This window comes from Streptomyces sp. MCA2, from assembly GCF_023544705.1.
In the GTDB taxonomy this organism is placed as follows: domain Bacteria; phylum Actinomycetota; class Actinomycetes; order Streptomycetales; family Streptomycetaceae; genus Streptomyces; species Streptomyces decoyicus.
On record NZ_JAMJFM010000068.1, the window covers coordinates 26159 to 45264 of the forward strand.

Sequence of the window (19106 nt, forward strand, 5' to 3'; positions counted from 1 at the left end):
CCACCGTACGAGCGGCTGACGTCTCACCCGCTGGACGCGCCGCCGGGCGCCGAAGCGCGACGGATTAGGCTTCCCCCGTGGCTGATATCCAGATTCCCGCTGACATCAAGCCCGCCGACGGACGCTTCGGCGCGGGCCCCTCCAAGGTGCGTACGGAGGCGCTCGGCGCCCTCGCCGCCACCGGTAGCTCCCTTCTCGGCACGTCCCACCGCCAGGCCCCGGTCAAGAACCTGGTCGGCAAGGTGCGCGACGGCGTACGCGACCTCTTCCAGCTCCCCGAGGGCTACGAGGTCGTCCTCGGCAACGGCGGCTCCACCGCCTTCTGGGACATCGCGACGCACGGCCTGATCGAGCGCAAGTCCCAGCACCTCAGCTTCGGCGAGTTCTCCTCGAAGTTCGCCAAGGCCGCCAAGCTCGCGCCGTGGCTTGACGAGCCCACCGTCCTCTCCGCCGACCCGGGCAGCCACCCTGACCCGCAGGCCGAGCAGGGCGTGGACGTCTACGGCTTCACCCACAACGAGACCTCCACCGGCGTCGCCGCCCCCATCAAGCGCGTCGCGGGCGCCGACGAGGGCGCACTGGTACTGGTCGACGCCACCTCCGGCGCCGGCGGCCTGCCCGTGGACATCACCGAGACCGACGTCTACTACTTCGCCCCGCAGAAGTCCTTCGCCTCCGAAGGCGGCCTGTGGCTCGCGGCCTTCTCCCCCGCCGCCCTGGAGCGCGCCCGCGCCCTCCACGCGTCCGGCCGCCACATCCCGGAGTTCTTCTCGCTGCCCACGGCGATCGACAACTCCCTCAAGAACCAGACGTACAACACCCCCGCGCTCTCCACCCTCTTCCTGCTCAACGAGCAACTGGAGTGGATCAACGGCCAGGGCGGCCTGGACTGGGCGGTCCGCCGCACCGCCACCTCCTCGCGCACCCTCTACGGCTGGGCCGAGGACTCCAAGTACGCCACCCCCTTCGTCACCGACCCGGCCAAGCGCTCGCAGGTCATCGGCACCATCGACTTCGACGACAACATCGACGCCGCGGCCGTCGCCAAGGCCCTGCGCGCCAACGGCATCGTCGACACCGAGCCCTACCGCAAGCTCGGCCGCAACCAGCTGCGCGTCGCGATGTTCCCGGCCATCGACCCGACGGACGTCGAGGCCCTCACGGCCTGCATCGACTACGTGATCGGCAAGCTGTAACCGGCTGACGGCACCACGCCTCACGCACCACCCCGGGCCCCGGCGGGCAACCGCCGGGGCCCGTGCCTTGCTTCACTGCCTGCCGACCGGATCCGAGAACATTCACCACCACTGGCACCGCCCGCACCCCCTCGCCTCCTCGCCACGCGTACCGCCCGAACGGACGCATCATGATGTGACGAAACAGGCCGGATGTGCCTGTATGGGAGTCATGACGAATCCCCCGAGCCCCGGCCTCGCCCCCTTCGAGCGGCAAGGGGCGATTCTGCTGACCACGTACAAGCGGGACGGCACGGGCGTCGGCACGCCGATGAACATCGCCGTCGACGGCGACCACGCCTACCTCCGTACGTACAGCAGCGCCTGGAAGGCCAAGCGGATGCGGAACTTCCCCGACGTGGAGATCTGCGCGTCCACCTGGCGGGGCCGCCCCACCGGGCCCACCGTGCCGGCGCGGGTGCGGCTGCTGGACCCGCAAACCCGGGAGTACCGGCGGGCCGAGCGCTCACTGACCCGCAAATACCCCCTGATCCACGGCCTTTTCGTGCCGCTGGCGCACCGGCTGAAGAGGGAGCGGACGCTGCATTACGAGCTGCGGCTGACCGAGGGCGAGGCGGGCGGGACGGGCGGAACGCGGCCGGCGGAGGGTACGGGGCTCGGGACGTAGGCCACGATCGGCGGCCTCTCGTGGCTAGCGGCGCCGCAACAGCCTCCGCAGCGCGACGATCAGCGCCGTGGCGACCGCGAGGACCATCGCCCCCTTGATGAAGCTGGGGTCCAGGTCCGTCCCCGAACCGCCCTTCCCGCCCTGCCCGTTGGCGCCGTCACCGTTCGCCGGGTCGCCCTTCGCCGTGTCCGGCAGCTGCTCGTCGCTCAGGCCGACCGGCTCGACCTCGCTGTCGCTGCCCTCCGAGCCGTACATCAGGGTGCGGCCGTCGGCGGTGAAGGAGACCGATTCGCCCTGCTGTTGGACCGGTACGCCCACGCTGCCGAGGTCCTTGGGGTGGCCGTCCTGCCAGCGGTAGATCCGGGCCCCGAAGTAGCTGCGCATCACCAGACGGGTGCCGTCGGGGGAGAACGCACCGTCGGTCGCCCACAGATCGATCGGCGCGACCTTGCGGAAGACGTTGGCGCCGGCGGTGCTGAGCCGCTGCGGCCCCTCGTAGAGGGCGCCGCCGCCGTCCTGCTTCTTGCTGGCGATATAGACCCGGCCGGTCCGGGGGTGCACCATCAGCGCCTCGGCGTCGCGCGGCCCGTCCGCGTACTTCACATCGAACTGGGTCGCCGTGACGGTGGCGTCGCGCAGCTTCTTCGGCTCGGGGAAGCGGTAGATCCAGACGTGGTTCCACGTCCCGCCGAGGTTGTCGCCGATGTCGCCGACGTAGACGTTGCCATCCGGGCCGATCGAGATCGCCTCGACATCGCGCGGTGTGCCGATGCCGCGCAGGGTGATCCTGGCGACCGTACGGCCGGACCTGCCGTCGACGGCGTAGACGTACGGGCCGTCGTCGCTGTCGTTGTGGGTCCAGTAGATGCCGGGGTGCTTCCGGCTGGCGGCCAGACCGCTGGACTCGGTGATCCGGGGATCGCTGATGGTGAAGCCGTCGGGCTCGTCGGCGGCGGCGGGCACCACGGCCGCCGACCACAGGATTCCCGCGGCACCGGCCGCGCACAGAAGCGAACGCATGGGCACAGACTGCCATCCCGGGACGCGGTGCGGGGCGCGTCCGCCGCCTGGTCACCTGCGCCCGCGCCGCAGCGGTGGCCCCGTCACCGCGCCGCGGGCCGGGGCGTGTCCAGCGTCACGTACCGGGCAGTAGGGGTTCTCGGACATCATGGCCGGATGAGGATCATGTTCGTCGGTGACTCGATGACCATTGGGAGCACCGGCGATTTCACGTGGCGCTACCGGATGTGGCAGCACCTGAACGCGACGTTCGACGGCCCGTACCGCATCGTCGGACCGCGCCACACGCTCCATGACCCCGTCGAGGGCGCCCCCACCTCGTCCGCCTACGCCGACCCCGGCTTCCCCGACGAGGCCCGCCGCCATCTCGCCGGCTGGGGCGAGGGCTGGCTGCACATGGCACCCCTGATCGGTGACATGGTGCGCCGCTACGACGCCGACACCCTGCTCGTGTCGCTCGGCCTGATCGACCTCGGCTTCTACACGAACGCCGAGCAGACCGCCGGGAACGTGCGGGAGTTCGTGGCACAGGCGCGGGAGGCGGCGCCGCACATACGAGCCGTGCTGATGCCGGTGATACCCAACGTCCGGGCGGCGGCGGACACCGCGTTCGGCGCGGAGTGCGAGCGCTTCAACGAGCTGCTGGCCAAGGCCGTCGCCGATCTCTCCACCCCCGGCTCACCGCTGCTGCTCGCCTCCGAGCCGGACGGCTGGGACACCGACCGCGCCACGTATGACGGAACGCATCCGTCGGAGTGGGGGGAGCGGCTGCTGGCGGGGGCGTTCGCCGGGGCGATGCACCAGGCGTGGGGCGTCGGGGCGCCGTACGGGGTGCTGTCGTCCCACTGAGGGTTCTCTACTGGGCGTTTCCGCTGGGGCCGCTGGGGGTTCCGCTGGGGGTTCCGCTGGGGATTCCCGGGGCGCACGGCCCTCGCCGGCGACCACGACCAGCCGAACTCCCGAACTCCCGAACTCCGCCACCCCGTGGGGTCCTTGCTTCGAGGGCACTCGAAGGCGTTGGCTGGACCACCATGAAGTACACGCAGCTCGGACGCACCGGACTCAAGGTCAGCCGACTCGTCCTCGGGACGATGAACTTCGGGCCTCAGACGGACGAGGCCGAAAGCCACACCATCATGGACGCCGCGCACCATGCGGGCATCAACTTCTTCGACACCGCCAATGTCTACGGCTGGGGCGCCAACAAGGGCCGTACCGAGGAGATCGTCGGGTCGTGGTTCGCCAAGGGCGGCGGCCGGCGCGACAAGACCGTGCTGGGCACCAAGCTCTACGCCAACATGGCGCCGAGCGACGACGGGGTCTGGCCCAACCACGACAAGCTCTCCGCGCTCAACATCCGGCGCTCGGTGGACGCGAGCCTCAAGCGGCTGGGCACCGACTACATCGACCTCTACCAGTTCCACCACGTCGACCGGGACACGCCCTGGGACGAGATCTGGCAGGCCATCGACATCCTCGTCCAGCAGGGCAAGATCCTCTACGTCGGCTCGTCCAACCACGCCGGCTGGCACATCGCCCGCGCCAACGAGACGGCCGCCCGCCGCGGTTCGTACGGCCTGGTCAGCGAGCAGTGCCTCTACAACCTCGCCGAGCGGCGCGCCGAGATGGAGGTCATCCCGGCCGCCCAGGGCTACGGCCTGGGCGTCATCCCCTGGTCCCCGCTGCACAGTGGGCTGCTGGGCGGCGCCCTGCGCAAGGAACGCGAGGGCGGCGCGGCCCGCTCGGGCGCCGGCCGCTCCGCGGAAGCCCTCGCCAACTCCGCGATCCGTGCCCAGGTCCAGTCCTACGAGGATCTGCTCGACAAGCACGGCCTGGAGCCCGGCGAGGTCGCCCTGGCCTGGCTCCTGACCCGCCCCGGCGTCACCGGCCCGATCGTCGGCCCCCGCACCGCGGACCAGCTCGCCTCCGCGCTGCGCGCCGTCGAACTGGAGCTGTCGGACGAGCTGCTCGCCTCGCTGGACGAGATCTTCCCCGGCCCCGGCCCGAGCCCGGAGGCCTTCGCCTGGTGAGCGGACCGGGCGCCCGGCGGCCGGCTCCGGCCGGCGCGGGGCGCCCGGCACCGGCCGCGGCAGCTCTCAGCGCAGCGCCGCCGCCACGACCACGACGACGAGCAGTACGGCGAGCAGGCCGGACATGATCCGGTTACGGGTTTTAGGGTCCACCCTCTGAGCGTAACGGGAGCGGGCTCGGAGGTTTCAGCGGCCCGGGGTACGCGGCCCGGGGCCCGGGGTACGCAGCCCGGGGGGACACGGCCTGCGGCCCGGATGCGCACGGCCCACGGCCCCGGGCGGGACACCGCCCTCGGCCCGGGGGGACACGGCCCGCGGCCCGGGGGGACACGGCCCGGGGATCCGGTGGCCACGGGCCCCCGCCCCGCCGTACTCAGTGCCCCAGCGGCCAGGTCCCCACCGTTTCGTACCGGGGCTGCTTGCCCGCCACCCCGGCGACCGGCGGATGGCTGCACACCAGCGAGAGCGCACCGACCGTCCAGGAGACGCCGGCGAAGTCCTTGAGGGCGCTCGCGTACGGGCGGAGGTCCAGGTCGGGGACGCGGTTCCTGGCGAGGGTGAGGTGCGGGGTATACGGGCGGTGCTGCTCGTCCATGGAGATGCCGGTCCGGCGGGCCGCTGCCGAGGCCGCGTCGGCGAGCAGGCGCATGGCGGGGCGGTCGCCGTCCGCCCCGGCCCACACCACCCGGTCCGAGAACCGGCCGCCGCCGGCGATCCGCAGCGCGTAGGGGTCGCGGCGACGGGCGGCACGGGCCAGGCGTTCGTGCAGTTCGGGGACGAGACCGTCGGGTACCTCGCCGTAGAAGGCAAGGGTGTAGTGCCAGCTGTCCCGGCCGGTCCACCGCAGCCGGTCGGCGGCCGGGAGCTTCTTCAACTGCGCCACTTCGGCGGCCAGTTCCTCGAGCGCGGGAGCGGGGGGCAGGACGGCGGCGAAGAGTCTCATGCGGTCAGTGTGGCGCAGGGCATAGGGGGTCCGGCGGACCCCGACGACGTCCGCATCGCCACGCCCATGTCCGCGCCGCCGGAGCCCCGCCCCCTTACGCCTACGCCGCCGGAGCCCGCCCCTTACACCTACGCCGTCGGCGCCCGCCCCGTTACCTCTACGCCGTCGGCGCCCGCCCCGTTACGCCTACGCCGCCGGCGCCAGATCCTTCTCCACCTGCGGAGCCGTTCCGGAGACCCGGGGCACAAAGGCGACGTGCTGATGGCCGCGGCGCAGGTCGATCTTGAGGCGCAGGCCGCCGACCCTGGCGAGGATCAGACCGATGACGGCCGCGGAGACCATGGAGACCACGCCGCCCGCCAGGAAGCCGATCCGGGGGCCGAAGGCATCGGTGATCCAGCCGACCACCGGCGCGCCGAGCGGGGTGCCGCCCACGAAGACCATCATGAACAGGCTCATCACCCGACCGCGCATGAGCGGATCGGTCGCCATCTGGATGCTCGAATTGGCGGTGACGTTGATCGTCAGGCCGACCATGCCGATCGGGGCGAGCAGCGCCGCGAAGACCCAGAACGACGGGGCGAGCGCGGCCGCGATCTCCAGGGCGCCGAAGAGGATCGCCGCGCCGACCAGCAGCCGCAGCCGTGAACTGGCGCGGCGGGCCGCGAGCAGCGCGCCGATCAGCGAACCGGCCGCCATCAGCCCGTTGAACAGGGAGTACGTGGCGGCGCCCTGGTGGTAGACGTGGTAGACGAACGCGGTCAGCCAGATCGGGAAGTTGAAGCCGAAGGTCCCGATGAAGCCGACCAGCACGATGGGCCAGATCAGGTCGGGGCGCCCGGACACATACCGCAGCCCCTCCCGCAGCTGGCCCCTGCTGCGCGGGACGCGGTCGACCTTGTGGAGTTCGGCGGTCCGCATCATCAGCAGGCCGGCGACCGGGGCGATGAAGGAGAGCCCGTTGAGCAGGAACGCCCAGCCGCTGCCGAAGGCGGTGATCAGGACACCGGCGACGGCGGGCCCGATCAGCCGTGCGGACTGGAAGTTGGCGGAGTTGAGGCTGACGGCGTTGCGCAGCTCGTCCTGGCCGACCATCTCGGAGACGAAGGCCTGCCGGGACGGGTTGTCGAGGACGGTGACCAGGCCGAGGACGAAGGCGACCAGGTAGACGTGCCAGACCTGCACATGGCCGCTCAGCGTGAGCACGGCGAGGGCGAGGCCGGTCAGGCCCATGGCGGACTGGGTGAACAGGAGCAGCTTGCGCTTGCCGAAGCGGTCGGCGATGACGCCGCCGTAGAGCCCGAAGAGCAGCATCGGCAGGAACTGGAGCGCGGTGGTGATGCCGACCGCGCCGGAGGAGCCGGTGAGGCTGAGCACCAGCCAGTCCTGGGCGATGCGCTGCATCCAGGTGCCCGTGTTGGAGACCACCTGGCCGGTGGCGAAGAGGCGGTAATTACGTATTCGTAGGGAGCTGAACATGCCCTTGCGCGGTGTGGCGGCGGGGCCTGCGGCGACACCCGGGGCGGTGCCCGGAGTGGTCGCGGTCGCGTCGTCGGAAACCGTGTCTTCTTGGGAGTTCGGTGCGGGGGCGGAGTGTGCTCCGGATCCCGTACTCAAAGTGGGTTCGCCTCCTCGGCCTCGGGTTCTACAACTGTGCGAGTTTCTCCAGCACGGGCGCGGCGGCCCGCACCTTGGCCCACTCGTCCTCGTCCAGCCCGGAGGCCAGCTCGGCGAGCCAGGCGTTGCGCTTGCGGCGGCTCTCTTCGAGCATCGCCTCGGCCTGTTCGGTCTGCGTGACGACCTTCTGGCGGCGGTCGTCGGGGTGCGGTTCGAGCCGGACCAGTCCCTTGGCCTCCAGCATGGCCACGATGCGCGTCATCGACGGCGGCTGCACATGCTCCTTGCGGGCCAGCTCGCCGGGGGTGGCATGGCCGCACCGGGCGAGGGTGCCGAGCACCGACATCTCGGTGGGGCTCAGCGATTCGTCGACCCGCTGGTGCTTGAGTCGGCGCGACAGGCGCATCACGGCGGACCGCAGAGCGTTCACCGCTGCTGCGTCGTCTGGGGGCACCTCCCGGCCGTCAGGCAGGGGGCGGGACAGTTCCGGCATGGTCTTTAGCATAACTCATTACCCTTTCTAAGGAAAGCCAAGGGGTGCCGCCCGTCGGGGTTCACCCATACGAGTGAGGACGCCGTCGAAAGTGACGCGCCTGACCGCGTACGGACGCGACCGTGTCCGTATGGGATCGCGAGTGCTCAGCCTGCGCGTGGACGGGGAGCTGCTGGAGCGCATTCGGCAGCACGCCGCAAAACGCGGAATGAGCGTCCAGGACTATGTGGTCCGGACGCTCATCCGCGAGGACTTCGACGAGCGCTTCCAGTCGTCTCTCGACGAGACGGAGAAGCTGGGGGTGCGCTGGCCCGTTACTTGACCCCGAGCACCTGCTCGATCGGGTCGAGCAGGAAGTAGACCAGGAAGCAGAAGCCGACCGCATTCAGCAGCCAGGGGATCTCCTTGACCCGGCCGGTCGCCGAGCGCAGCAGGATGAAGGCCAGGACGCCGATCCCGATGCCGTTGGTGATGCTGTAGGTGAACGGCATCGAGACCATCGTCAGGAACGCCGGGATGCCGATCGTGGGGTCGCCCCAGTCGATGTCCCGCACGTTCGAGGCCATGATCAGGAAGCCGACGACCACCAGCGCGGGCGTCGCGGCCTGCGAGGGGACGACGGTCGCCAGCGGCGTGAAGATCAGCGCGAGCAGGAAGAGGCCACCGGTCATCAGGTTGGCGAGACCGGTACGCGCGCCCTCGCCGACACCGGCCGTGGACTCCACGAAGCAGGTGTTGGCGGAGGCGGAGCCGAAGCCGCCGCCCGCGACCGCGATGCCGTCGACCATGAGGATCCGGCCCATGTTCGGCAGCTGGCCGGTCTCGTTGTTCAGCAGCCCGGCCTCCTCGCCGACGCCGATGATGGTGCCCATCGCGTCGAAGAAGCCGGAGAGCAGCACGGTGAAGACGAACAGGCAGCCGGTCAGCACGCCGACTTCCTTGAAGCCGCCGAAGAGACTGATCTGACCGATCAGACCGAAGTCCGGGGTGTCGACGATCTTGTCCGGGACGTTCGGCACCGCCAGGCCCCAGGACGCGTCCGGGATCTGCACGAGGGCGTTGATGCCGATGGCGACCACGGCCATGGTGACCATGCCGATCAGGATGGCGCCCCTGACCTTCCGCACGATCAGCACGAACATCAGCACCAGGCCGAGCACGAAGACCAGCACCGGCCAGCCCTTGAGCTGTCCGCCCTGGCCCAGGCTCATCGGGACGGTGGTGTGCGCGGCGTCCGGGTTACGCGTCACGAAGCCGGCGTCGACCAGGCCGATCAGCGAGATGAACAGGCCGATGCCGATGGCGATGGCCCGCCGCAGCCCGTTGGGGATCGCGTCCATCACCCGCTGCCGCAGACCCGAGGCGACCAGGAGCATCAGCACGAGACCGGCGAGCACGACCATGCCCATCGCGTCCGGCCAGCTCATCTTGGGTGCGAGTTGCAGGGAGACCACGGCGTTGATGCCCAGGCCCGCGGCGATCGCGATCGGGACATTGCCGATGAGGCCCATCAGCACCGTGCTCAGACCGGCCATCAGCGCGGTGGCGGTGACCAGCTGGGCGTTGTCGAGGTGGTGGCCGAATTTGTCGACACCGGCACCGAGGATGATCGGGTTCAGCACGATGATGTAGGCCATCGCGAAGAACGTCGCCAGACCGCCGCGGAGTTCGCGGCCGACCGTCGACCCCCGCTCGGAGATCTTGAAGAACCGGTCGAAGCCGTTCTTGGCAGGCATCGGACCCGGGTTCTCGGGGGTGTCGACCGGCGTGGTGGCCGAGGGGGGCATGCGGGACCTCAGTCGGACAGGCCTGGGCAGGCGCGGGGGCCCGAGGGCCCGGAACACGAACAGAAACAGAAAAAACCGGATCAGGTTGGAGGAAAAGACGAGCTAAACCAGCCGTATCCAGAAAGGTTCAGTATGAATAAACAATGCGTTGATCGCTATCTCCGCGCGTAGACCCTTGTGCCGTACGGACCACACCGCCCGCACCGCCCTCTCCGGACCCCCGGCGACCCCCGACAGCCCCCGACGGCCGCCGCCCGCCCCCTGCCCACCGCCGCCCGCAGCTCCCGCACCCCCTCCCCGTAAGCTGACCCCTATGTGGAAGAAGTCCGAACTGCGCGAGGCCCCGGCGCCTCTCGAGGGCCCCGTCGTCGGCACGATCATCGGCGGCACCGTCATCTGGTTCGTGCTCTTCCTCGGCCAGCTCCCCTTCTACGGCTGGTTCGCCGACCACGGCCACACCTGGTGGGTGTGGACCTGTCTGGCCGGCGGCGGCCTCGGCCTGGTGGGCATCTGGTACGTACGGGCCCGGGACGCCGCGATCAAGCGCGCCGAGGCGGGCGACCGGCCCGCCGACCAGCTCTGAGGCATACCGCCCACCACCCGCCCACCCAGCGGGTGAAGTGCGCATTCCGCCCGTAACGTCGGGGGCATGACGGAGCGGGCGAGGGCCGAAGCCGAGCACTCCGGACCGGGCGCCGAGCCGGCCCGACGGACCGCTCAGGAACCGGTCAACCCCGGACTGACCGCCGCCGAGGTCGCGGAACGCGTCGCCCGGGGCGAGGTCAACGACGTCCCCGTACGGTCCTCCCGCTCGGCCACGGAGATCGTCCGCGCCAATGTCCTCACCCGCTTCAACGCCATCATCGGCGTGCTGTTCGTGATCATCCTGATCGTCGGCCCGATCCAGGACGGCCTGTTCGGCTTCGTCATCGTCGCCAACACCGGCATCGGCATCGTCCAGGAGCTGCGCGCCAAGAAGACCCTGGACGCCCTGGCGGTCATCGGCGAGTCGCGGCCCCTCGTCCGGCGCGACGGGGCCGCCGCCGAGATCCCCGCCTCCGACGTGGTCCTCGGCGATGTCCTCGAACTCGGGCCCGGCGACAAGATCATCGTCGATGGCGGGGTACTGGAGAGCGACGGCCTGGAGGTCGACGAGTCGCTGCTGACCGGCGAGGCCGATCCGGTCCTCAAGAAGCCCGGTGACCGGATGATGTCCGGCAGCTTCGTCGTCGCGGGCGGCGGCGCCTTCACCGCGACCAAGGTCGGCCGGCAGGCGTACGCGGCCCAGCTCGCCGAGGAGGCCAGCCGCTTCACCCTGGTCCACTCCGAGCTGCGGAGCGGCATCAGCCGGATCCTCAAGTACGTGACCTGGATGATGATCCCGACCGCGATCGGCCTCATCCTCAGCCATCTGCTCACCCTCGGGCTGCCGGGCGACGAGGCGATCCGCCGGATGGTCGCCGGCATCGTGCCGATGATCCCCGAGGGTCTGGTGCTGCTCACCTCCGTCGCCTTCGCGATCGGTGTCATCCGGCTCGGCCGCCGGCAGTGCCTGGTCCAGGAGCTGCCCGCCATCGAGGGGCTGGCCCGCGTCGATGTGGTGTGCCTGGACAAGACCGGCACCCTCACCGAGGGCGGGATGGACGTCAACGGTCTGCGCGCCCTCGACGGCGACGAGGCGTACGTCAAAGAGGTGCTGGGCGCGCTCGGCGGATGCGATCCGCGGCCCAACGCCTCCCTCCAGGCGATCATCGACGCGTATCCGGCGGACGACGCCTGGCGCTGCACCCGGGCGCTGCCGTTCTCCTCCGCCCGCAAATACAGCGGCGCCGCCCTCAACGGCCCGGACGGCGAGAGCACCACCTGGCTGCTCGGCGCCCCGGACGTCCTGCTGCCGCCCGGCGACCACCGCCTCTCCGAGATCGACGGCCTCAACGCCCAGGGCCTGCGCGTCCTGCTGCTGGCCCGTACCGCACGGGAGCTGGACGACCCCGAGGTCATACGGGGCGTGCGGCCCACCGCGCTGGTCGTCCTGGAGCAGCGGCTGCGCCCGGACGCCCCCGACACCCTGCGCTACTTCGCGGAACAGGGCGTCCGGGCCAAGGTGATCTCCGGCGACAACGCGGTGTCGGTGGGTGCAGTGGCCGGCAAGCTGGGGCTGCCGGGCGCGGACGACCCGGTGGACGCGCGCGAACTGCCCGGCGACCGGGACGCGATGGCGGCGCTGGTCGAAGAGGCCGCGGTCTTCGGCCGGGTCACCCCGCAGCAGAAGCGGGAGATGGTCGCGGCCCTCCAGTCCCGTGGCCACACCGTCGCGATGACCGGCGACGGCGTCAATGACGTACTCGCCCTCAAGGACGCCGACATCGGCGTCGCGATGGGCTCCGGCTCCGAGGCGACCCGCGCCGTCGCCCAGATCGTCCTGCTCAACAACAGCTTCGCCACACTCCCCTCGGTCGTCGCCGAGGGCCGCCGGGTCATCGGCAACATCACCCGTGTCGCCACCCTCTTCCTCACCAAGACCGTCTACTCCGTCCTGCTGGCGATCCTGGTGGCCTGCTGCCAGATCCCCTACCCGTACCTGCCGCGGCACCTGACCCTGCTCTCCACCCTGACCATCGGCATCCCCGCGTTCTTCCTCGCCCTGGCCCCCAACAAGGAGCGCGCCGAACCGCACTTCGTCCGCCGGGTGATGCGCTACGCCGTGCCGTCCGGCCTGATCACGGGCCTCGCCGCCTTCACCACCTACCTGCTCGCCCGCGGCTACTACACCGGCCCGGGCGCCCTGCCGGCCGAGACCAGCGCGGCCACCCTGACGCTCTTCCTCGCCGCGATGTGGGTCCTGGCGATCATCGCCCGCCCCTACACCTGGTGGCGGATCGCCCTGGTCCTGGCGATGGGCCTCGCCTTCCTCGCGGTCCTCGCCACCCCCTGGCTACAGACGTTCTTCGACCTGCGCCTGGTCGGAACGACGATGCCGTGGACGGCCGTCGGCATCGCGGTGGTGGCGGCGGTGCTGCTGGAGGTCGCCTGGCGGTGGGTGGGACGGCGCTTCCCGGCCTGACGAACGGGCCGGGCGCCTGAGCCCGGCCGCCGGGACCGGGCCGACGCCTCAGCCCGACGGACGAGACCGGGACGGGACGGGACGGGATGGGATGAGGAACTGGCCCGTCCGCCTCCCGTCCGCCACATCCGCCCCGGCATCGCGACACCCACCCCGCCTCCCCTAGAGTCCGTGCCCATGACATTCCTCTCGGGAGCCCGCGCATTCGAGCTGCTGGCCCGCTCGCGTCACCACTCCAGCCACTACGGCGGCCACTACGACTCCCACTCCACCGGCGTCTCGTTCGCCGGCGCGTGGTGGATGATCCCGGTCGGCGTCGTGCTCGGGGTCGCCTGGGTATTCGTGAAGCGGCGCCTGCACTCCAGGTGAGCGCCGGCCGCGTCGCGCAGGGTGCGCCATCGGGCTGAGGAGCACCCGCGCTCCCCCACCCGGCGGGCGGTACTCGGGACCGAAGAGAACCTGCCCGGCCGATACCCCGGGCACTTCTGCCGTACTACGCTCCAGCCCCATGACATCCCACGGGGACCTGGCATACAGGGTGCTGGCGAACTCACACCGCCACTACCACCACCACTACGGCGGCCACTACGGCGGCACCGGCGACGGCACCCTCGACTGGTGGGTGTGGCCCCTCCTCGCCCTCTCCGCGATCGTCGTCATCTGGAGCCTCGTCAAGAGATTCCACTCGAACTGACCCCTATGGTGCGCGTCGCGCCCACGTCCCCGCGGTGTACGTCGCGCCCACGCCCCCGCGGTGCGCGTCGCGTTCACGCCCCCGCCGCGGCCAACCGCGCTCCCCGGCTCTCCGCGACGCGCCGCACATCCCGCAGCGCATCGGCCAACCCCCGGGCAAGGAACCGCAGCTCGCGACTGGTGACCTGACGGCCGCCGAGCATGTCCTCCGCGTGACCGAGAATGCCGTCCGCCATGCCGAGCTGTACGCCCTCGATCTCGTCAGCGACCCGGGAGACGTGCCCGCCGCCCTCACCCACGAGATAACAGGGCTTGCCGTCGGGACCCGACCAGGGCAGCAGCCGTACGGGGCCCTGGTGTTCCTCCGTCACGCCGGAAAGTTTCCCGATAGCGTGATTCATGTCGTCGACCTCCACAGGGCTGATGGCCACACCCCCGGACCGTGGCAGCGGTCGCGGGGGCTTTTCGTCCTCACTCAGCATTGCTGACGGAATACGCTGAGTGCACGCCGTACGTGTCACCAAAGTCCGCCCGTGGACAGCGAGTTGAAGGTGTGTTCGAGCAGTGGAGCTGAACAACGAGGACGACGACAGGGCCACCCCGCGCTCGGTACTGGGCCGGCGCTTACGCCGCCTGCGGGAGACCGCGGGCCTTTCCCAACGAGCCCTCGCCGACAAGGTCGGTTACCCGCATACGTACCTCAGCCGGGTGGAGCGCGGGGAGCAGTTGCCGTCGGAAGCGCTGGCCGAGGCCCTGGACGCGCACTTCGCGACGGACGGACTCTTCGTCGAGCTGCTGTCCATGGCACAGGATGCGTCGATTCCCGACTACGGCCGAGCGGTCCTCGAAAGCGAGAGAAAGGCAGCTCGCATTCAGGTCTTCGGCAGCAGCCTGATCCCGGGGCTTTTGCAGACCAAGGATTACGCACGCGCCCTGTTCCGCACATCGCTGGCCGGGGAATCCGTGGAACGGATAGAGGAACATGTCGCCACGCGGATGCGCCGTAAGCGCGTATTCGAAAGGGCGGATTCTCCGCTGTACTGGGCAATCACGGATGAAGCGGCACTCAAGCGCCCTATCGGGGGGACAGAGTGCATGTGCGGGCAAATTCGGCATGTCCTGAAGGTGGCCGAATCGCCTCATGTCGCGCTTCAGGCGCTACCTTTCAGCCAGGGGGAACACCCCATGCTGGGAGGCAGTTTGAGCCTTCTCACCCTTCGCAACGGAGCCACGATCGGATATGTCGAGAGCTTTTTCTCCGGCGAGCAAGTGGAGTCGGCAGGAAAGATTCTTGAACTCACGCACATGTTTGACATCGCTCGCTCCAAGGCGCTGCCGGAGAGCGAAACTCTCGACCTCCTCAGCAGCTACCTGAGAGAGTACGAGGATGAAGACGATTCCTGACGCGTCCGCACTGAGCAGGTGGCGCAAGTCCAGCTACAGCAACGGCCAGGGGGCCGAGTGCATCGAGGTCGCCGACGGGATCCCCGGTGCTGTACCCGTCCGTGACTCCAAGGATCCGCACGGCCCGGCGCTGGTCTTCCCGGCTCACGGCTGGACATCCTTCCTCGCCGCCGTCAAGGGCGGCGAGTTCGGCAACTGAGCCACCGCGCAGCGCACCACGGACGGCCAGCCCCCGCCGAATCATGGCGAAGTGGACAGAAGACGGCCCGTACCAGAGTTGGCTGCGAGGGAGCGTCGACAACTCGTTCATGGTGCCGTGGACACAGCTCATGAAGCGCGTCACCGGCTCCGGGAAGACCGTGCGCCGGGTGCGGGTCGTCACCGAGCCCCATAGCTCCTACATCCAGTGGGAGTACGCGACGGCCCACGTCAACGTAGCGGCCGGCGAGTCCATCCGCTGGCTACCGCGCCACAAGCTGCACGAGGATCTGGTCTTCCCTGTAGCGGGCAACGACTGGTGGCTCTTCGATGACAAGCTCCTGGCCGTGGGGCACTTCGACGACACGGGGAGGGTCCTCGGGTCCGAAGTGACCGATGATCCCGAGACGGTCGCCGCATGCGTCCGCGTGCGGGATCTGCTCTGGGCCTCCGCCGTCCAGCACTCCGAGTACACGCCCTGAGAACCGGTCATGCCGCTCCGCGGCTTGACCGGCGGGCGCCGGCCCCCGTCGCAACGCGGCAGGGGCCGGGCCCATGGCAGCCCTCCGTCAGTCGAACCAACGCGCCCGTGCCAGTTCCTCGCCGCGGTCCGGGTCCTCCAGGAGGGCGGCGACCTCGAAGCGGCGGGGCCATTGGCCTGCTGCCCAGGCGAGGGCTGCTGCCACGCCCTCCAGGGTGGCGGCGTGGAGGGTGCCGTCCGGAGTCCGGCGCCAGTCCAGTTCGGTGGTGTCGTCGGGGCTGTCGCCCACGAGGAGTTCCTCGTGCTCCAGGTACGCCTCGGGGGTGGCGGCGCCGAGCAGTGCCCGTACGGCGTCGGGCACCTCGTGGCGTACGCCCTCGGAGCGGACCTCGGCGTTGAGCACCTCGCTCAGGCGTCGCACCTGGAGCAGTTCCGCCAGCTCGGCGGCGCGGGCGGGGCGTACCGGCAGCAGGGCGCGGCCGGTGGCCAGCGGCACCAGGTCAGGGGCGTCGGCGACCACCGTCTCCGCCGCGTCGACGACCCGGACCTCCCGGTCGAGCACGACCCGCAGTTCGTCGGGCAGGGTCACCTGATCGGGGTCGAGGTCCGCCAGCAGGCCGTAGATCGCGTGCAGTTGTGCGGCGCCGACGGGCAGCTCGGGGTCGGCGAGGCGGGTCAGCAGTTCCGCCGCGCCGCCCGGCTCGTCCAGGAGTGCGGCGACGGACGTGCGCACGCCGAGCGCCCGCAGCACCTGCGCGTCGACCTCGCCCGCGTCCGCGGACTCGTACAGCCCGGCCAGCAGCGGATCGCCGCCCGCCGAGCGCAGACCGGCGGGCCGGCGTCCGTCGAGCACCGGGTGTCCGCGCAGCCACCAGGCGGTGTACGGGCGGACGGATTCGGTGGTGCCGTCGGGGAGCAGCACCCGCACCGGTGCGGTCAGGGCGTCGCGCAGGGGCGGGCGGGAGAGCATCGCCAGCACCTCGGGCCAGGCATCGTCGTCGACCAGGTCGAGGTCGCGCACGGCCACCAGTTCGGTCACCACCGGCGGTACGGGGCTGTCCGGCAGCGCGTCGAGGATGTCCTCGCACCAGACGTCCACCGCGTCCAGCAGGCCGACGTCGTCGGGCTCGGCGAAGTCCCCGTCCCGCGGCTCCATTTCGTCCGGGTCGAGGACGACATCGGTGGCCCGGACGAGCGCGAAGTCGGCCAGGACGCCCACAGCAGTCAGCGGCTGCTCACCCCAGCGTTCGGTCAACTCGCTCTCACAGGCCGCGAGTTCACCCTCCCGGATGACCCGCTCGAAGGCGCTGCCCGGGTACACCAGCTCGCCCGCGGGCGCCAGCTCGCCGTCCTCGTCGGGCAGCGCGAGCGCCCCGAGCCAGGGCTCGTCCCCCGGTGTGAGGTTGGCGTCCCGGACCAGGCCGAGCACCGTCTCCGCCAGTTCCTCGGCGCCCAGCGGAGCTCCCGCCCCGCCGTCGATCTCGTCGGCGAAGACGTCGTAGGCGTCCTCGTCCGCGTCCAGTGAGTTCGCCACGGCCGCACGTACCTGGGGCGTGGTCAGTACGGCACGGGGCTGGGCCGGGGTGGCGCCCAGCTTCTCCAGCAGCGGGTGCACCGCGTCGGGGTGCGCGACCTTCAGTCCGAGCCGGGCGAGCGTACGGTGCCGGGCCGCGGCATCCTCGTCGTCGCCGGGCAACGGCAGCAGCACCTGACGCGGCCCGATCGTGGTCCGTACGCCACCGCCCCCGCCGGGCCCCTGGCCCGCCGTGCCCGCCAGCGGCACCGGCAGCCCGCTGAGCCGGTCCGGGTCGGTGCCGGCCAGCGCGTCATAGAGCCGCCACCACCAGCCGGGCGACCGTTCGACGCCGGCCAGCCGGTCGACCATCTCCCCGAGCGGCACCCGGGCCACACCCAACGCACGCAGCTCAGGACGGCGTTCGAGACCGGCAGGCAGCAGGCTCGGGAAGAGCTCGGCCAGCACCCCGACCGTCGCCGCGCCCGCGCCCTCCACCAGCTCGGCATCCACCGGACGCAGCACGAAGCGGTCCACACCGCTGTCGTCCTCGTCCCACTCGCCCGCCGCCGGCACCTCGGGCTCGGCCGGCCGGTCTCCGGGCGCGCCCGCGCTCGGCAGGAAACGCACCCGCGGCAGCAGCTCCAGCACCTGCCGGCGCAGCTCACCGTCCAGACCGCCCTTGCCCAGCGGCCCCGGCACCAGGTCGAGGGTGCCGACCGACACCGGCTGCCAGTCGCCCAGCAGCCCCGCGTAGGTCGCGGCCGCCCGGTCCACCAGGAAGTCCGTCAGCGGGCCCGGTGCGACATGCCGGCGGGTCGGCTCCAGCGGGAACGAGGCGATCAGCAGCGCGGGCAGCCCCAGCGGCTCGTCCGTCGGCGTCGGCGCATGCACCACCGCCGCCGTCCCCGGACGCGCCGGTGCGCCCTCGTCGTCCACCGGCACCGCCCAGGTCACCGACCAGGCCGGCCGCAGCCGCTCCTCGACGGGCCGGTCCGCCAGCAGCGCCGGGTCCAGCGGACCGCCGTCGCTCGCCACCCGCCACCGGGTGGCACCGCGCTCGCTGTCCTCGATCAGTACGTAGGGGCCGTCCTGGCTCCGCCGCAACTCCCGTACGTGTTCCGGGGTCTCGACCACGACCTCGGACAGCCCCGGCAGGGTCAGCAGCAGCGCCGCGTCGATCCCGTGCAGCAGCCGCTCGGCGAGATCCTGCGCCGCGATGTCCCGCAGCGGCAGCACGACGGCGGTGTCGTAGCCCTCGGGCGCCGTGCCCTCCGCGGGCAGCGGCAGCCGCAGCAGCGGCACATGCCCGTCGCGGCGGCGCAACTCGCCGCCCAGGCCGGGGCTGTGCGCCGCGACCTCCTCCGCCATCCCCCGCGCCTCGGCCAGCGACCAGCGCACCCCGCCGGTACGGCCCACCAGCGCCGGCTCGTCGCTCACGGACAGCACCGCGGCGAAGCCCACACCGAACCGTCCGACCGCCCCGGCCGACACACTGGCCTCACGCTTCGCGGAGGCACGCAGCGTCGACAGCGACTCCACGCCGGTGGCGTCCAGCGGGGCGCCGGTGTTGGACGCGACGAGTACGGCGGGCGCGTCGCCATTGGCCGCATGCAGGGTCAGCCGCAGCCGGCCGGTGACGCCGGCCCGCGCCGCCGCGTCCGCCGCGTTCTGCGCCAGCTCCACGGCGAGCCGGTCGCGGTAGCCGCCGAGCGCGAGGTCCTCCTCGGCGTTGGCATCCTCCCGGAACCGGGCCGGCGAGGTGGCCCAGGCATCCAGCACGCCACGCCGCAGTCGGGCCGTCCCGAACGGGTCTCCGGCTGCGCCTCGCACCCACGACGTAGCTGTCACTGTCCGTCTCCCTAAGCGTGTGTCGGTGGGCCGACGGTATCGCCCCACGTCTGCGGGTGCCCCGCCGTGCCTGTTTCCCGCCTTCGGCGGTCGTTTTCCCCGCCCACGGCGGGAGGTGTGTCCGCCTACGGCGGGAGGCGGTGTTTGGG

19 protein-coding genes are annotated in these 19106 nt (G+C 71.2%); 12 read left to right on the forward strand and 7 right to left on the reverse strand.

Annotation, left to right across the window (positions count from 1 at the left end):
• The first annotated feature begins 77 nt into the window (after positions 1-77).
• Positions 78-1196 (forward strand): phosphoserine transaminase, encoded by a 1119-nt coding sequence (serC, locus tag M8I34_RS36635; protein WP_250057199.1) that lies wholly within the window; start codon positions 78-80, stop codon positions 1194-1196.
• Positions 1197-1407: 211 nt separating this feature from the next.
• Positions 1408-1863, forward strand: coding sequence for a PPOX class F420-dependent oxidoreductase (locus M8I34_RS36640; RefSeq protein ID WP_250057201.1), 456 nt, complete (start codon positions 1408-1410; stop codon positions 1861-1863).
• Positions 1864-1887: 24 nt separating this feature from the next.
• On the opposite strand, the gene M8I34_RS36645 is transcribed toward M8I34_RS36640, so the two are convergent.
• Positions 1888-2883, reverse strand: a complete 996-nt coding sequence (locus tag M8I34_RS36645) for an esterase-like activity of phytase family protein (RefSeq protein ID WP_250057203.1) — start codon at positions 2881-2883, stop codon at positions 1888-1890.
• Positions 2884-3048: 165 nt separating this feature from the next.
• Here M8I34_RS36645 and M8I34_RS36650 point away from each other — a divergent pair, with 165 nt between their 5' ends.
• Positions 3049-3732, forward strand: coding sequence for a GDSL-type esterase/lipase family protein (locus M8I34_RS36650; RefSeq protein ID WP_250057232.1), 684 nt, complete (start codon positions 3049-3051; stop codon positions 3730-3732).
• Positions 3733-3914: 182 nt separating this feature from the next.
• Complete coding sequence (locus M8I34_RS36655) at positions 3915-4913, forward strand: aldo/keto reductase (protein ID WP_244419270.1); 999 nt, start codon at positions 3915-3917, stop codon at positions 4911-4913.
• A 373-nt stretch (positions 4914-5286) separates the two neighbouring features.
• Here M8I34_RS36655 and thpR read toward each other — a convergent pair whose 3' ends face one another.
• The 3 genes from thpR to M8I34_RS36670 form a co-directional block, all read right to left on the reverse strand.
• A complete protein-coding gene (thpR, locus tag M8I34_RS36660) occupies positions 5287-5856 on the reverse strand; it encodes an RNA 2',3'-cyclic phosphodiesterase (RefSeq protein ID WP_250057205.1) in 570 nt (189 codons plus the stop codon).
• A 186-nt stretch (positions 5857-6042) separates the two neighbouring features.
• Positions 6043-7473: an MFS transporter gene (locus tag M8I34_RS36665; protein WP_250057207.1), complete on the reverse strand. Its 1431-nt coding sequence runs from the start codon at positions 7471-7473 to the stop codon at positions 6043-6045.
• A gap of 28 nt (positions 7474-7501) precedes the next feature.
• Entirely contained in the window at positions 7502-7966 is a 465-nt protein-coding gene (locus M8I34_RS36670) for a MarR family winged helix-turn-helix transcriptional regulator (RefSeq protein ID WP_030086370.1), read from the reverse strand.
• Positions 7967-8096: 130 nt separating this feature from the next.
• Between M8I34_RS36670 and M8I34_RS36675 the strand changes: the two genes are divergently transcribed.
• On the forward strand, positions 8097-8288 hold the full coding sequence (locus tag M8I34_RS36675) for a BrnA antitoxin family protein (protein WP_250057208.1): 192 nt from the start codon (positions 8097-8099) through the stop codon (positions 8286-8288).
• Here M8I34_RS36675 and M8I34_RS36680 read toward each other — a convergent pair.
• Positions 8281-9753 carry an NCS2 family permease gene (locus M8I34_RS36680; protein WP_250057210.1) on the reverse strand — a complete coding sequence of 491 codons (1473 nt, stop codon included), beginning with the start codon at positions 9751-9753 and terminating at the stop codon, positions 8281-8283. The genes M8I34_RS36675 and M8I34_RS36680 overlap by 8 nt on opposite strands.
• Before the next feature lie 313 nt (positions 9754-10066).
• Here M8I34_RS36680 and M8I34_RS36685 point away from each other — a divergent pair, with 313 nt between their 5' ends.
• The 4 genes from M8I34_RS36685 to M8I34_RS36700 all read left to right on the forward strand — a co-directional run bounded on the left by M8I34_RS36685 (position 10067) and on the right by M8I34_RS36700 (position 13511).
• A complete protein-coding gene (locus M8I34_RS36685; RefSeq protein WP_250057212.1) occupies positions 10067-10336 on the forward strand; it encodes a DUF2530 domain-containing protein in 270 nt (89 codons plus the stop codon).
• Between the two features lie 66 nt (positions 10337-10402).
• Positions 10403-12817, forward strand: coding sequence for a cation-translocating P-type ATPase (locus tag M8I34_RS36690; RefSeq protein WP_250057214.1), 2415 nt, complete (start codon positions 10403-10405; stop codon positions 12815-12817).
• 177 nt (positions 12818-12994) lie between these two features.
• On the forward strand, positions 12995-13186 hold the full coding sequence (locus M8I34_RS36695) for a hypothetical protein (protein ID WP_250057216.1): 192 nt from the start codon (positions 12995-12997) through the stop codon (positions 13184-13186).
• A 139-nt stretch (positions 13187-13325) separates the two neighbouring features.
• The gene (locus tag M8I34_RS36700) at positions 13326-13511 is read left to right on the forward strand and encodes a hypothetical protein (RefSeq protein ID WP_250057218.1); all 186 of its coding nucleotides are present in this window, start codon (positions 13326-13328) and stop codon (positions 13509-13511) included.
• Between the two features lie 73 nt (positions 13512-13584).
• On the opposite strand, the gene M8I34_RS36705 is transcribed toward M8I34_RS36700, so the two are convergent.
• Complete coding sequence (locus tag M8I34_RS36705) at positions 13585-13881, reverse strand: hypothetical protein (RefSeq protein WP_374211033.1); 297 nt, start codon at positions 13879-13881, stop codon at positions 13585-13587.
• Between the two features lie 193 nt (positions 13882-14074).
• Here M8I34_RS36705 and M8I34_RS36710 point away from each other — a divergent pair, with 193 nt between their 5' ends.
• The 3 genes from M8I34_RS36710 to M8I34_RS36720 are packed head-to-tail and all read left to right on the forward strand — an operon-like array spanning position 14075 to position 15594.
• Entirely contained in the window at positions 14075-14914 is an 840-nt protein-coding gene (locus M8I34_RS36710) for a helix-turn-helix transcriptional regulator (protein ID WP_250057222.1), read from the forward strand.
• Entirely contained in the window at positions 14898-15113 is a 216-nt protein-coding gene (locus tag M8I34_RS36715; protein WP_250057224.1) for a DUF397 domain-containing protein, read from the forward strand. The genes M8I34_RS36710 and M8I34_RS36715 overlap by 17 nt, the downstream gene beginning before the upstream one ends.
• Positions 15114-15156: 43 nt before the next feature.
• The gene (locus M8I34_RS36720; protein ID WP_250057225.1) at positions 15157-15594 is read left to right on the forward strand and encodes a DUF6879 family protein; all 438 of its coding nucleotides are present in this window, start codon (positions 15157-15159) and stop codon (positions 15592-15594) included.
• Positions 15595-15681: 87 nt separating this feature from the next.
• Here the strand turns inward: M8I34_RS36720 and M8I34_RS36725 are convergent, their stop codons facing one another.
• Positions 15682-18957 carry a sacsin N-terminal ATP-binding-like domain-containing protein gene (locus M8I34_RS36725; RefSeq protein WP_250057228.1) on the reverse strand — a complete coding sequence of 1092 codons (3276 nt, stop codon included), beginning with the start codon at positions 18955-18957 and terminating at the stop codon, positions 15682-15684.
• Positions 18958-19106: the final 149 nt, after the last annotated feature.